This is a genomic window from Flavobacterium soyae (assembly GCF_021245985.1).
In the GTDB taxonomy this organism is placed as follows: domain Bacteria; phylum Bacteroidota; class Bacteroidia; order Flavobacteriales; family Flavobacteriaceae; genus Flavobacterium; species Flavobacterium soyae.
Genome location: NZ_JAJQXA010000003.1, coordinates 33,135 through 47,093, shown reverse-complemented (window position 1 = coordinate 47,093; position 13,959 = coordinate 33,135). Strand labels below are relative to the sequence as shown.

Here is a 13,959-nt window from a genome sequence, read left to right as displayed (position 1 = left end):
CTTAGTCAAAGTTTAAAACTTTGACTAAGAAAAAAATCCGAACATTAATTTAAAATTTACTATCATGAAAAGTCTAAAACTTATTTCATCAGCCATTGCTATGCTTATTTGTTTCGTGTCAATGGCGCAGGAAAGAACGATTACAGGAATTGTTTCAGATGAAACTTCTCAGCCAATTCCGGGCGCTAACATTACCAATCAAAATTCAAAAAAAACAGCTCAAACCGACTGGAATGGTAAATACTCAATTCAGGCTCAAAAAGGAGACCTTTTGATTTTTGAATATATTGGTTACAAAACTCAAAGGCAAAAAATACAAAATTCAAATACAATCAATATAAAACTAATTGCAGCGACTCAAACTTTACAAGAAGTTGTGGTTGTAGGTTACGGAACAAGTACTGCGGAATATGAAAGTGTTAGTTCTGATTATACGGAAAAAAGAAAAGCAAACAAATCTGTTGCTCAATCACTACAAGGCAGAGCTGCAGGGCTTCAAATTTCATCAAATAATCAATATTATACTCCGGCTCCAAGTGTTGCAATACGCGGAACTGCCCCTGTTTCTCCTAAAAATGAACCAATGTATATTGTTGACGGAACAGCAATAAAAGCCGATCAAATGGCGAAAATTAATCCGAATGATATTGACAATGTATCTGTTTTAAAAGATACGGCTGCAACTTCAGTTTATGGCAGTAAAGCTGCAAATGGTGTTGTAGTTATTTCAACCAAAAACGAACTTTATAAAAACCTTTCAGAAAAAGAATTAGACAAAAAACTAAATCAGATCACTCCTATTCGTCCTGTTGAACCAACGCAGGAAGATTATGATACTTTTGTAGAGAATGCTTTTGAGAGCCCAAAAACAGCTCCGCTTTCCACTTTCTCTATAGATGTTGATAATGCTTCTTACACCAATATCAGACGTTTTTTAAATAACGGGCAAGAAGTTCCAAAAGATGCGGTACGTGTAGAAGAAATGGTGAACTTTTTTAAATACAATTATCCGCAGCCAAAAAATGAACATCCGTTTTCTATTAATACTGAAGTAAGCGATTCACCCTGGAACTCAAAAAATAAAATTCTGAAAATTGGTTTACAGGGAAAAAATATCCCGACAGATGATTTACCAGCCTCCAATCTTGTTTTTTTAATTGATGTTTCGGGTTCAATGAGCGACATGAATAAACTGCCTTTATTAAAACAATCCATGAAAATATTGGTAAATGAATTACGTTCAAAAGATAAAGTGGCAATTGTGGTTTATGCAGGAGCAGCAGGATTAGTTTTAGCACCAACTTCTGGAGATGAGAAAAAAACAATAATTGAGGCGCTGGATAAATTAGAAGCCGGAGGAAGTACAGCCGGCGGCGCAGGAATTGAACTGGCGTATAAAATTGCTGCAGAAAATTTCATCAAAAGCGGCAACAACCGTGTAATTCTGGCAACCGATGGCGATTTTAATGTGGGAAGTGCTTCAAACTCTGATATGGAAAAATTAATTGAAGAGAAAAGAAAAACCGGCGTTTTCTTAACTTGTCTGGGTTACGGAATGGGGAATTACAAAGACAGTAAAATGGAAATCCTTGCTGATAAAGGAAACGGAAATTATGCCTATATTGACAATATTCAGGAAGCGAATCGTTTTTTAGGAAAAGAATTTAAAGGTTCGATGTTTGCGATTGCAAAAGATGTAAAAATCCAAATTGAGTTTAACCCAAAACAAATTCAGGCATATCGACTGATAGGTTATGAAAACAGAAAACTTCGCCCGGAAGATTTTAAAAATGATGCAATCGATGCCGGAGAATTGGGAAGTAATCATACGGTTACGGCTTTATATGAAATTATTCCTGCCGGTGTAAAAAGTGATTATTTAGACGTTCAGCCGGATGATTTAAAATACACTAAAACCGAAACAAATCCTAATAATTACAGCAGTGAACTGGCAACAATAAAATTTCGTTACAAAAAACCTGACGGTGATAAAAGCATCGAAATGGTTCAGGTTATTGATAATAAATCTGTCCCTTTAGAGAAATCTAGTGATGATATGAAATTTAGTTCGGCTGTGGCTTGGTTTGGATTAAAACTAAGAGATTCAAAATTAATTGCCGATAAATCTTCTGAAGAAATTGTAAAATTGGCAAAACAGGGAAATTCAAATGACAGTGAAGGTTATAAAGCCGAATTTATTCGTCTTGTTGAAGGTGCTAAGCAGTACAATTAATAAATATTTCTTTACATTTGGTTTTTAATCGAATCATTAATCCTAAAAACGTATGAATCCAATTTTAAGCCAAAATCTATTTTTAGTTAAAGAACATATCGGAATGTTTAAAGCTGCTAACAATTATGACATTTATGACCCTCAAACGAATCAAATAATCATGAACTGCCGAGAAAATAATCTTGGTTTCTTTACTAAAGTATTTCGTTTTACAGATTATAAAAGAGCAACACCTTTTAATGTTGAAATCACAACTGCTTCGGGCGAAAAATTAATTTCGGTAAAAAGAGGAATTGCCATTTTCCGTTCAACAGTTGAAGTTTTTGACGAAAAAGACAGATTAATTGGAACCTTCAAACAGAAATTTTTCTCATTTGGAGGGAGATTTGAAATCTTAGATAAAAATGACAAACCTGCAGCAACGCTGCAAGGAAAATGGACAGGCTGGGATTTTAAATTTTCTCACGAAAATAAACAGCTTGCACAGGTAAGTAAAAAATGGGCCGGATTAGGAAAAGAGTTTTTTACAAGTGCAGATAATTATGTACTTCAAATTGAAGAAACCGTACCATCAGATAGTCCGCTTAGACAATTAATTCTTGCTGCCGTAATGTGCATCGACATGGTTTTGAAAGAATAAAAAGTTGTTAAACTTAGATTAAGAAAACACCTAAAACCATCATTTTAGTCTGCAAAAGCTTTATTTTTGTTAGACTTAAAATGATGCTTTTTGCATTTCTAAACATAAATCATGACAGACTTAAAAAATAAAAATGCGCTTATTACGGGTGCCGGTAAAGGAATTGGGAAAGCAATTGCTATTGCTTTGGCAAAAGAAGGTGTAAATGTGATTCTTGTTGCAAGAACTCAGACCGATGTTGATCAATTAGCCGTTGAAGTAAATAAATTTGGTGTAAAATCTTTAGCTTTATCTGCAGATGTTTCGGACATCAATTCTATAAATACTGCTGTTGAAAAAGCTTTAGCCGAATTTAAAACTATTGATATCCTGATTAATAATGCCGGAATTGGTGCTTTTGGAAAATTTCTGGAGTTAGAACCTTCTGACTGGGAAAGGATCATTCAGGTAAATTTAATGGGAACGTATTATACAACCCGCGCTGTTATCCCTCAAATGATCGAAAGACAAACGGGCGATATTATCAATATTTCTTCTACAGCGGGATTAAACGGAAATGCCGTAACAAGTGCTTACAGTGCATCAAAATTTGCTGTTATGGGTTTAACTGATTCTTTAATGCAGGAAATGAGAAAACACAATATTCGTGTTACTGCTTTAACACCGAGTACCGTAGCAACAGATTTGGCAATCGACTTAAAATTAACAGATGGAAACCCAGAAAAAGTAATGCAGTCTGAAGATGTTGCTGAATTGATTATTGCACAGCTTAAATTAAACCGCAGGGTTTTTATTAAAAACAGCAGTATTTGGTCGACTAATCCTTAAATTTAAAATTCCAAAAAATAAATTCCAAATTCCAACTCTTAAACAATTGGAATTTTGGAATTTAAAAATATTGGAATTTTTCAAAACTAAAATGATGGAACAATATTTAAGACAATTAATTGCGATAGAATTTCAGGATAAAAAAGAAATTTTTACCGGGTTTCTTATTGATTATTCTGATGACTGGATTTTACTTCGAAACAATCCGGTTGATTATATTTTAGACGGTTATGTGATTTTGAAGAATAAAAATATCGAAGCAATACACAGAGATCAGGATTTGGCTTTTACAGAAAAAGTAATCCGTTTAAAAGGCTTAAAAACAAATGCTGAAGATATTATTCCGATTCGGGATTTGAACTCGATTTTAAATTTCATCAATAATCAGCACGGTATTTTTCAGATTTCTAAAAAGTCTGCAAAATCAGCTTATTTAGGTAAATTAATTTCTTTGACTGATGAGGAACTTACAATTGATTTTTTGGACACCAGAGGTCAGTTTGGCGGCGAATTAGGTTTTAATCCAGAAAAAATCAGAGTTATTGAATTTGATACAGATTATATTAATTCTTTGAAATTGGTGATTCCCGAGAATCAGAAATAGTTATAAAATAAAAAAGCCTCTTTTAAGAAGCTTTTTTATTTGTCATTTCGACCGAAGGGAGAAATCGCACTAGTAATTCCGCATAGAAAATCTCCAATCTTTGTCAACAAACTAGTGCGATTTCTCCCTTCGGTCGAAATGACAATACTTTGTCTATATATTTTTTTTTAAGCTTCCGCCAATTTATTTACAAACTCCAAACGAACACTTCCATCTTCATCAATTTTAGTTAAATTGATTTCATGTAAAGTATTTATCAATTCAGGGTTCCATGGCGTTTTTACTTTTACGTAGTTTTCGGTAAAACCGTGAATATAGCCTTCTTTATTTTCACTTTCAAATAAAACAGTTCTGTTGGTTCCGATTTGACTTTCGTAGAAAGCACGACGTTTTTTAACCGATAATCCACGTAACATTTTACTGCGTTTTGCTCTTACATTCGCAGGAACAATCCCAGGCATATCTGCAGCTTCTGTATTGTCTCTTTCAGAATATGTGAAAACGTGCAGATAAGAAATATCCATTTCGTTTAAGAAATGATACGTTTCTAAGAAATGTTCGTCTGTTTCTCCAGGAAAACCAACAATTACATCGACACCAATACAGGCGTGCGGCATAACTTCACGAATTTTATTTACACGGTCTGTATAAACTTCACGCAAATAACGACGTTTCATTAGTTTTAAAATATCGTTGCTTCCTGACTGCAGCGGAATATGGAAATGCGGTACAAAAGTTCGGCTTTTTGAAACAAAATCTATCGTTTCATTTTTCAATAAATTCGGTTCAATGGATGAAATACGAAGACGCTCGATTCCATCAACTTCATCTAGAGCCTTAACTAAATCAAGAAAAGTATGTTCGTGTTTTTTATTTCCGAATTCACCTTTTCCGTAATCTCCAATATTAACTCCGGTTAAAACAATTTCCCTAATATTTTGAGCCGAAATTTCTTTGGCATTTTTTAAAACATTTTCTAAAGCATCACTTCTCGAAATTCCACGCGCTAAAGGGATTGTACAATAGGTACATTTATAATCGCAGCCGTCCTGAACTTTCAAAAAAGCACGTGTACGATCGCCAATGGAGTAACTTCCCACATAAAAATCAGCTTCGGCAATTTCGCATGAATGAACTTCACCCATATCATTTTTGCTCAAATCGTGAATATAGTCTGTGATTTTAAATTTTTCTGTAGCACCCAAAACTAAATCAACACCATCAACGGCTGCTAATTCTTCTGGTTTTAATTGTGCATAACATCCAACAGCTGCAACAAAAGCTTTATCATTAAGTTTCATTGCTTTTTTTACAACCTGCTTAAACTGCTTATCAGCATTTTCTGTTACAGAACAGGTATTGATAACATATATATCTGCAATTTCTTCAAAATCAACACGATCAAAACCTTCATCATTAAAGTTTCTGGCAATCGTAGAGGTTTCTGAGAAATTCAATTTGCAGCCAAGCGTATAAAAAGCAACTTTTTTTCTATTTTCCATAGGAATGCACTACATTTATAGTAGCAAGATATTATATTTACATCTCTATTAAAGAGTTTGCAAATTTACATACAATATTCTTGAAAATAAAATCAATAATACACTATATATCAATATTTTGCACAAAACATGAATTTTAAAATGCATTAAAAAATCAAATAATAAATCAATTATTTCTTAATTTTTGTATTTTAGAAGATGAAAAAAAATAATTCGATAGGAATAAAATGACAAAATTATCGATTAAGTGCAAATTTTATCGATTAAATACATTTTTTTGTTTTTTAGATTAAAATTTTCTTACATTTAACTTTGCTTAGAAAATTTCAGCCTTGTATTGAGTTTTTATAGATTTTAAACTTTAATATTAATATAATAACAATTCATATAAAACAATTTTGATTTTCAATCGTTATGTTGTTGTTTTGTTATTAAAAACGAATGGGAACGCCGAAAACCAGAAAGAGTAGGCAAAAATTAAAAATTAAAAACTCCATTATGAAAGCATTTTTACCCACAATCTGCTTGATGTTCTTAACCATTTTTAGTTCGCAAGCGCAAACTAATGCCCCAGCTGCGGCTGCTAACCCATTTCCATCTATTAGTACTTTAACAAATTGGGCGAGTTTAAATTCGCAGTCACAATTTGATATTGCCATTCGTGCGGTTGGATTTAAATTTGAAGTAAAGGAGCCAGGTGCAGAATCTACGTCTTATACCTACATTCGTAAAGTAACTGTAAATGAAGTAAATTATACTGATAGAATTGTTTACAGAATTATGAACAATAATTCAGCAAGTATTATTTCATTAGTAACTGCATCTACAGATTTAGTTAGCTTATACACTCCTCAGTTGGCAACTTTTAAAAACAACAATTGTAAAACTGAAATGTCTAAAGATAAAAACACAACTTGCAGCTGTTACGAAAGTGTCGCTTATGCAATCGATCTTTGCGATGAACGTGTAAAACTTACAATGGGTGACGGAAATAAATATTTTGTTTCTGTAGCTAAAAAATAATTCAAAGAAACTACGTTTTCCAAATCTTTGCAGACTTTAGTTTTCAAAGATTTGGAGGAACGCATTTCTTAAAATACAATTCCTATAAGTTTGGATTTTTAAGTTCGTACCAAACTTCTATTTCTCCTTCATATTCGAAAGAATTTACAAAATGGAAACCTAGTTTTTCTAAAATCTTTCTTGAATTTTCATTTCCCGCATCCGCGTAAGCGTAAAGTTTTTCTACTTTCATTTCGTTAAAAGCATAATCAATAAAAGCTTTTCCAGCTTCAGATGCATATCCTTTTCTCCAATGCTTTTCGATAAAACGATATCCTAACTCGTAAAAATTTTTATGATTATTGATTTCGTCTGTAATATACTTTATTCCTGACCAGCCAATAAATTCATTGGTTTCTTTTAAAACGACAGCCCGGCGGCCTGTTCCAAAATCTTTGTATTGCTTTTGAACAAATTTGATATAATCAATACTTTCCTCAATATGTTTTATGGGGTTATTTCCTAAAAACAAATGTACATTCGGATTCGAATCCAATTCGAACATTCCTTCTGCATCAGAAAGTTCCAGCTTCCGTAATATCAAACGTTCTGTTTCGATTGGATTTTTCATCTCAAAATTTAATTTAAAATATATTTCTGTACTACTTCGGCAACTCCGTCGTTGTTATTTGAAGATACAATTAAATTGGCTTTATCGCGCAATTCAGGCGCTACATTATCAACCCAAACACCTAAACCGGCATATTCGATCATAGTTAAATCATTTCCTGCGTTTCCAACGGCGATAATTTCACTTTGATGAATTCCGAGTTTATCTGCTAATTGTTTTAAACTTGCTGCTTTATCTATCCCGTTTTGCGCTGCTTCAAGGAAAAAAGGTTTAGACATAGAAACACTTAAATGAGGCATTGCAGCTAATAAATCTTTTTCGACTTCTTTTAAATAAGCAGGATTTTCAAGTAAAATACATTTTACAGCAGGTCTGTCAACATAATCTTTAAAACTCGAAACTTTACGGTGTGCCATTCCGGTAATATCTTTTTCAATCTCGATATATCCAGAATCGGTTTCACTTATAATTTCGTCATCTAAATACGTTATAATGTGCGTTTTCATCTTTATACTATAATCGTATAAAGCATGAATTTGTTCTACAGTAAGTTTCTGTTCAAATAAAACAAAATCATCTTTTACCTGGCTGATAATTGCACCGTTAAAAGAAATCATATAAGAATCATTCAAATCCAGCTCCAGCTCTTTTGCATAAGCAATCATTGCCGTTGTTGGTCTTCCCGAAGCCAAAACAACATAAACACCTTTTGCCTGTGCTTCTAATAAAACTTTTTTATTTAAATCGGAAATTTTGTGGTCGTCTGTCAACAAGGTATCATCCATGTCGAGAACTAACATTTTGTATTGCATTTTTTTTAGTTTTCAGTTTTGAGTAATATTCAGTTTTCAGTGTTCAGTATTTAGTATTCAGTCATAGTTTTGATGCTGCGAACTGAACACTAAATACTGAATACTGAAAAAAAAACTTCCTAAATACTCATTCTAAATTCTTCAATAACCGGATTTGCTTTTGCAAAATCTGTTTCCTGAATGAAAACCTCAACGGCTAAATCTGTACCGCCAAAACCTCCTAAACGAGCTGATTGAATATTGTCTTTTTTTAAAGTTTCTACACCGGCTTCTTCTAATCTTTCCTGCAAAGCAATCGCTAATACTTCACTTCCTGAAAACACCTTCATTAATCCCATGACATTTTATTTTATTAATTATTAATCTATTCTAGTATTGTTTTTAATTGATTTTGAAAATCTTCATTTTCATTTACCCCAATATGTTCCTGATTTTTTAATGGATAAAAAACAGCATTTGATTTTAAAAGCTTTTTCAACCGAACCGAATTCTCAAAAGGAATTAATTGGTCTGCCGTTCCATGAAAAATATAAATCGGAGCTTTTACCTGCGAAAGATATACATTGGTTTCTAAACTAAACTTTTTCATAAAGTCCGGAAACATTGGCACTCGTTTACTTGACAATTCTAAAAAATTATAATACGGCGCCTGCAGCAGTAAAGCTTTTGGTTTATTTTCTAAAGCTAGTTTAGCCGCAAATCCAGAACCTATAGAATATCCGGCAATTATAATTTTATCTTCTGGATATCTTTTAGTCATTGACTGATATACAATTGAAATGTCTTTTGACAATTGTTCTTCATTTTCGATTTCGCCTTCGCTTTTCCCGAAACTTCTATAATCTAAAATAAAGATATCGTATCCTAATGAAGTATATACTTTTGCGATTTTACCCCAGGTTTCAAGTGTTCCTGCGTTTCCATGAAGATAAAAAACCAATCCTTTAGAGTTTTCAGTCTTAAATAATAATCCGTTAAGAATAGTTCCGTCAAATGATTTGATGTTAATTTCTTCAAATTTTTGCTGATAATCAAACTTATAATCTTTTGGTAGTCTTGAACTATGAAAAACTAATTCAACCTGATTAAAATAAACATAAGAAATTATCAAAACATAAATAATCAGAAAAAAGCACAAAAGTACGATTGATAAGAATTTGAGTGTTTTGAATATTTCCATATATTTATTTAGTTTTCAGTCTCAGTCACAGTTTACAGTAAAAAAAACTACGACTGAAAACTGAAAACTGCGACTTTTTACTCTTCTTCAATATCGTCTTCTTCTTCGTCAAGTTCCTCCTCGCCTTCTTCATCCATATCAAACAAATAAGGTTCGATCAGCATTTTGTCAGCCAAAATTTCGATGCGTTCTGTCAAAGTTTCAGCAAAAATTAAACGCTGTGTTTTGGCAATACTGTTAGAAATACGCATAATTTTAGTTTCATGCCGCAATTTCAAAATAGGATCTGCATCATCCAAAATAAACATTTTCAAACGGTTTACATTATAACCCGCTGTCGAAAACATATCGCTCAATTTGTTTGGCGTTCCTATTAAAACATCAATTCCCGTAGAAACGTAATTTTTGTCATAATCCATATCGCCTTTGTCGTGAACACCGTATACTTCGAGATTGGTATATTTCCCGTATTTCTCAAAAAGCTCTTCCATTTCAAGCACTTTTGCTTTATCTTCCACAATAATCAAAGCACGAGGCGATTCTTCATTTTTTCCAGCTAATTGCTGAATCACATTCAAAACAATTGTAGTTGTTTTTCCGCTTTTCTCCGGAGAAATAATAATACAATCTGCACCACTTTTAATGGTCGAAAAAGTTTCCAGCTGCAAAACATTTGCTTCTGTTAAACCATTTTCAATTAATCCGTCTTGTAATTTCTCGTTTATTTTTTTTAGTTTCATGCTTAGTTTTAGATTTATGATTTTAGAATTTAGATTCTAAATCATTATTTACTAGCGAACATTTTCACGTCGCTTTCAGAGATTTCGTTTCCTCCTAAAATGATTAATCTTTCGACTACATTTCGAAGTTCACGAATATTTCCTGTCCAATCGTATTCCTGTAATAATTGTATGGCTTGCGCCGAAAACACTTTAACCGCATTTCCTTGTTCTGATGCAATTTTTTCTGCAAAATGTTTGATCAAAGCCGGAATATCGTCACGTCTTTCATTTAATGGCGGAACTTTTATTAAAATTACAGCCAAACGATGGTATAAATCTTCACGGAAACGGCCTTCGGCAATTTCTGTTTTTAAATCTTTATTTGTTGCGGCAACCACACGAACATCAACTTTTATATCTTTATCGGCACCCACTCTTGTAATCATACTTTCCTGAAGCGCGCGTAAAACTTTGGCTTGCGCCGAAAGACTCATGTCTCCAATTTCATCTAAGAAAATAGTTCCTTTATCTGCCGCTTCAAACTTTCCGGCACGATCTTTAACTGCCGATGTAAAAGCACCTTTTACGTGTCCGAATAATTCGCTTTCGATCAATTCACTCGGAATCGCTGCACAGTTTACCTCAATTAAAGGGAAATTAGCACGTTCGCTTTTTTCGTGTAATTGATGCGCTACTAATTCTTTTCCGGTTCCGTTTGGCCCCGTAATTAAAACCCTTGCTTCGGTTTGGGCAACTTTATCAATCATCACTTTAATATGATTAATTGATTCGCTGTCACCAATCATTTCGTAATTTTTGCTTACTTTTTTCTTTAGGATTTTATTCTCAACAACTAATTGTTTTTTGTCTAAAGCATTACGAACCGTATTTAATAAGCGGTTTAAATCCGGTGGTTTTGAGATATAATCAAAAGCGCCCAGACGCATGGTATGAATTGCGGTTTCCATATCGCCATGACCTGAAATCATAACCATCGGAATCTCCGGTTTTATCTTTTTTACTTCTTCTAAAACCTCAACACCATCCAGTTTTGGCATTTTGATATCACACAAAACCAAATCGTAATCGTTGTTTTTTATTTTTTCAAGACCTGCTGCGCCATCTTCGGCTTCATCTACCAGATAGGAATCATTTTCTTCTGATAATATTTTTACCAAAACTCTTCTAATCGCTGCTTCGTCTTCGATAATTAGTATTTTACTCATTTTTTTCTAAGGTTCAAAGTTGCAAAGGTTCAGAGGCACAAAGTTTTAAATCTTTGTCACTATTAATTCCTTTCAACCTAGTATTAGTAATATCTTTTTTTAAGCTCTAGTATAATCTTTAAGTTGTTTATTCTAAGTTACAAAAAATCAAATCTCAAAACCTTTGAACCTTTGTCCCTCTGAATCTTTGCAACTTTAAAAAGCTAGTACTTCAGCCATTTATACAATTCCTTCCACGTTGGTTTTTTGCCGTACATTAAAATACCTACTCGGTAAATTTTTGCTGCGAACCAAACAACAAGGAAAAAGGCAGCAAACAATAATGATACCGAAATTGCGATTTGCCACCACGGCACGCCAAACGGAATACGCATTAGCATAACTATAGGCGATGTAAGCGGAATCATCGAAAATACAACGGCAACTGTTCCGTGTGGATCGTTTACAACTGTAAAGAATCCGATGTAGACACTTAGAATTAACGGCATTAATATTGGCAGTAAAAATTGCTGCGAATCGGTTTGATTATCAACAGCGGCTCCAATTGCTGCATAAAACGAACTGTATAGAAAATAACCTCCAATGAAATAAATTACAAAACCAATTATAATACTTGCGATTGGCAGGTTCCACAATTCGGTAATATACATTTGCGCTGTTCCAGAAAATTCATGCTGGGCAGATTGCATTAATTCTGGCGAAATTCTGGCTGTTGGCCCAACGTTTACTCCAAAAAATGTTGATGCCGCAAACATTAACCCTAAACCAATAATCGCCCAAATTATAAATTGTAAAATTCCGGCCAATGATGTTCCAACAATTTTACCAATCATTAACTGAAAGGGTTTTACAGATGAAATAATGATTTCGACAATACGGTTTGTTTTTTCTTCAATTACGCTTCGCATTACCATATTTCCGTAAATGATTATAAACATCATAATCAAATAACCGAATGCGCCGCCTATTGCGATTTTTATTTCATTTAACCCTTTTAAACTTTCTTCTCCCGAAGCTTTAACCAAATGAATATTGACCTCTGACTGTGCTTTTTGAATTTTCAGAGTATCTAGTTTTGCTTCTTCCAGATTTAGTTTGGTAATTTTTGTTCCGATGATTTTCTGCGTGCCTTCTATAAAAGAAATGCTCGGGCTGTTATTCGAAATAAATTCAATTTTACTTTCTAAATCTTTTGTTTTATTTGTTTTTGGAATAACAATTAATCCGCTGAAATTTTCTTTTGTAATGCTGTCTTTTAAAGCTTTTACATCAATTTCAGATAAATTCAGATATTTGAATTCGGCACCTTTTTTATTTTCTTTTAAAAAATCGGCAGCAAAAAATCCGGTTTCGTCATGAATTGCAATACGTTTTGTTTCGGCTTTCATCGTGCTCAGATAGCCTATAAAAACGGCTATCGCAACAAACAAAAGCGGACTCAAAAAAGTCATGACAACAAAAGATTTATTGCGGACTTTGGCAATAAATTCTCTTTTTATAATCAACGAAATGATGCTCATTTATAATTTTAGATTTTAGATTGTTGATTTTAGATTACCGATTTAGATTTTAGTTTTTCACTCTAAAATCTAAACTTTATTCTCTGTAACCGTTTGAATAAAAATATCGTTTACACTTGGAATTTTTTCTACGAAATGCGTTACTTGCCCGCGTTGTGTCAGAACATTTAATAATTCATTTGGTGCTGCATTTCCTATTTGAATATTTAATTTTAAATCGTCGTTTAAGGATTTAAAATTAGCAGGCGAAACAGTAAACTTTTGTGTAATATCGTACATCAAACCTTCAACATTATTGGTCAGGATTCCCACTTCAAAACTGTTGGTTTTAAACTGACGTTTTACATCGCCTACTTTTCCTTCAATCAGTTTATTTGATTTGTGGATTAAGGCAATATGATCACAAAGTTCTTCTACACTTTCCATTCTGTGTGTCGAAAAAATAATGGTTGAACCCTGCTCTTTTAATGCCAGAATTTCATCTTTTATAACATTGGCATTTACTGGATCAAAACCCGAGAAAGGCTCATCAAAAATTAACAATTTTGGTTTGTGCAGTACACAAACTACAAACTGGATTTTCTGCGCCATTCCTTTAGAAAGTTCCTGAATTTTTTTATTCCACCAGCCTTGAATTCCTAAACGATCGAACCAATAATCTAATTGTTTTTTGGCTTCGGCTTTAGAAAGTCCTTTCATTTGCGCGAGATACAAACATTGTTCCCCTACTTTCATCGAGCTGTATAACCCTCGTTCTTCCGGAAGATAACCAATTGTCTGCACGTGTTTTGGCTGTAGTTTTTCTCCATCTAAAATTACTTCGCCGCTGTCCGGCATTGTAATTTGATTGATGATTCTGATTAGGGAAGTTTTTCCAGCTCCATTTGGACCTAAAAGTCCATATATACTGCCTTTTGGCACATTTAATGAAACTTCGTTAAGCGCTACATAATCGCCATATTGTTTTACGACTTTATGTACTTCGAGTAAGTTGCTCATTTTGTTTTTTTGGATTTTCTTGTGCTGGCTTTTGACATTTTTGCCAACAGTCTGTAAAAG

The 13,959-nt window shown here is 33.3% G+C and carries 14 protein-coding genes; 5 read left to right on the top strand and 9 right to left on the bottom strand.

What is annotated here, in order from left to right; translation table 11 throughout:
* The first annotated feature begins 64 nt into the window (after positions 1-64).
* The 4 genes from LUU93_RS04625 to LUU93_RS04610 all read left to right on the top strand — a co-directional run bounded on the left by LUU93_RS04625 (position 65) and on the right by LUU93_RS04610 (position 4,305).
* On the top strand, positions 65-2,233 hold the full coding sequence (locus LUU93_RS04625; protein ID WP_232678796.1) for a VWA domain-containing protein: 2,169 nt from the start codon (positions 65-67) through the stop codon (positions 2,231-2,233).
* A 52-nt stretch (positions 2,234-2,285) separates the two neighbouring features.
* Positions 2,286-2,873, top strand: coding sequence for an LURP-one-related/scramblase family protein (locus LUU93_RS04620; protein ID WP_232678794.1), 588 nt, complete (start codon positions 2,286-2,288; stop codon positions 2,871-2,873).
* A gap of 111 nt (positions 2,874-2,984) precedes the next feature.
* Positions 2,985-3,701 carry a 3-ketoacyl-ACP reductase gene (locus LUU93_RS04615; RefSeq protein WP_232678792.1) on the top strand — a complete coding sequence of 239 codons (717 nt, stop codon included), beginning with the start codon at positions 2,985-2,987 and terminating at the stop codon, positions 3,699-3,701.
* Positions 3,702-3,795: 94 nt separating this feature from the next.
* Positions 3,796-4,305 (top strand): hypothetical protein, encoded by a 510-nt coding sequence (locus LUU93_RS04610; RefSeq protein ID WP_232679496.1) that lies wholly within the window; start codon positions 3,796-3,798, stop codon positions 4,303-4,305.
* A 167-nt stretch (positions 4,306-4,472) separates the two neighbouring features.
* Here the strand turns inward: LUU93_RS04610 and mtaB are convergent, their stop codons facing one another.
* The gene (mtaB, locus tag LUU93_RS04605; RefSeq protein WP_232678789.1) at positions 4,473-5,807 is read right to left on the bottom strand and encodes a tRNA (N(6)-L-threonylcarbamoyladenosine(37)-C(2))-methylthiotransferase MtaB; all 1,335 of its coding nucleotides are present in this window, start codon (positions 5,805-5,807) and stop codon (positions 4,473-4,475) included.
* A 498-nt stretch (positions 5,808-6,305) separates the two neighbouring features.
* Between mtaB and LUU93_RS04600 the strand changes: the two genes are divergently transcribed.
* Positions 6,306-6,830 (top strand): hypothetical protein, encoded by a 525-nt coding sequence (locus LUU93_RS04600; RefSeq protein ID WP_232678787.1) that lies wholly within the window; start codon positions 6,306-6,308, stop codon positions 6,828-6,830.
* Between the two features lie 82 nt (positions 6,831-6,912).
* Here the strand turns inward: LUU93_RS04600 and LUU93_RS04595 are convergent, their stop codons facing one another.
* The 8 genes from LUU93_RS04595 to LUU93_RS04560 all read right to left on the bottom strand — a co-directional run bounded on the left by LUU93_RS04595 (position 6,913) and on the right by LUU93_RS04560 (position 13,899).
* On the bottom strand, positions 6,913-7,440 hold the full coding sequence (locus LUU93_RS04595; RefSeq protein WP_232678785.1) for a GNAT family N-acetyltransferase: 528 nt from the start codon (positions 7,438-7,440) through the stop codon (positions 6,913-6,915).
* A gap of 8 nt (positions 7,441-7,448) precedes the next feature.
* Positions 7,449-8,252: a Cof-type HAD-IIB family hydrolase gene (locus LUU93_RS04590; protein WP_232678783.1), complete on the bottom strand. Its 804-nt coding sequence runs from the start codon at positions 8,250-8,252 to the stop codon at positions 7,449-7,451.
* 119 nt (positions 8,253-8,371) lie between these two features.
* The gene (locus LUU93_RS04585; RefSeq protein ID WP_232678782.1) at positions 8,372-8,590 is read right to left on the bottom strand and encodes a putative signal transducing protein; all 219 of its coding nucleotides are present in this window, start codon (positions 8,588-8,590) and stop codon (positions 8,372-8,374) included.
* A 26-nt stretch (positions 8,591-8,616) separates the two neighbouring features.
* Entirely contained in the window at positions 8,617-9,432 is an 816-nt protein-coding gene (locus LUU93_RS04580; RefSeq protein WP_232678780.1) for an alpha/beta hydrolase, read from the bottom strand.
* A 77-nt stretch (positions 9,433-9,509) separates the two neighbouring features.
* Positions 9,510-10,172 (bottom strand): DEAD/DEAH box helicase, encoded by a 663-nt coding sequence (locus LUU93_RS04575; protein WP_232678777.1) that lies wholly within the window; start codon positions 10,170-10,172, stop codon positions 9,510-9,512.
* 44 nt (positions 10,173-10,216) lie between these two features.
* Positions 10,217-11,380, bottom strand: a complete 1,164-nt coding sequence (locus LUU93_RS04570; protein WP_232678775.1) for a sigma-54-dependent transcriptional regulator — start codon at positions 11,378-11,380, stop codon at positions 10,217-10,219.
* 203 nt (positions 11,381-11,583) lie between these two features.
* Entirely contained in the window at positions 11,584-12,900 is a 1,317-nt protein-coding gene (locus LUU93_RS04565; protein WP_232678773.1) for an ABC transporter permease, read from the bottom strand.
* A gap of 69 nt (positions 12,901-12,969) precedes the next feature.
* Positions 12,970-13,899 (bottom strand): ABC transporter ATP-binding protein, encoded by a 930-nt coding sequence (locus LUU93_RS04560; protein ID WP_232678771.1) that lies wholly within the window; start codon positions 13,897-13,899, stop codon positions 12,970-12,972.
* Between the last annotated feature and the right edge of the window lie 60 nt (positions 13,900-13,959).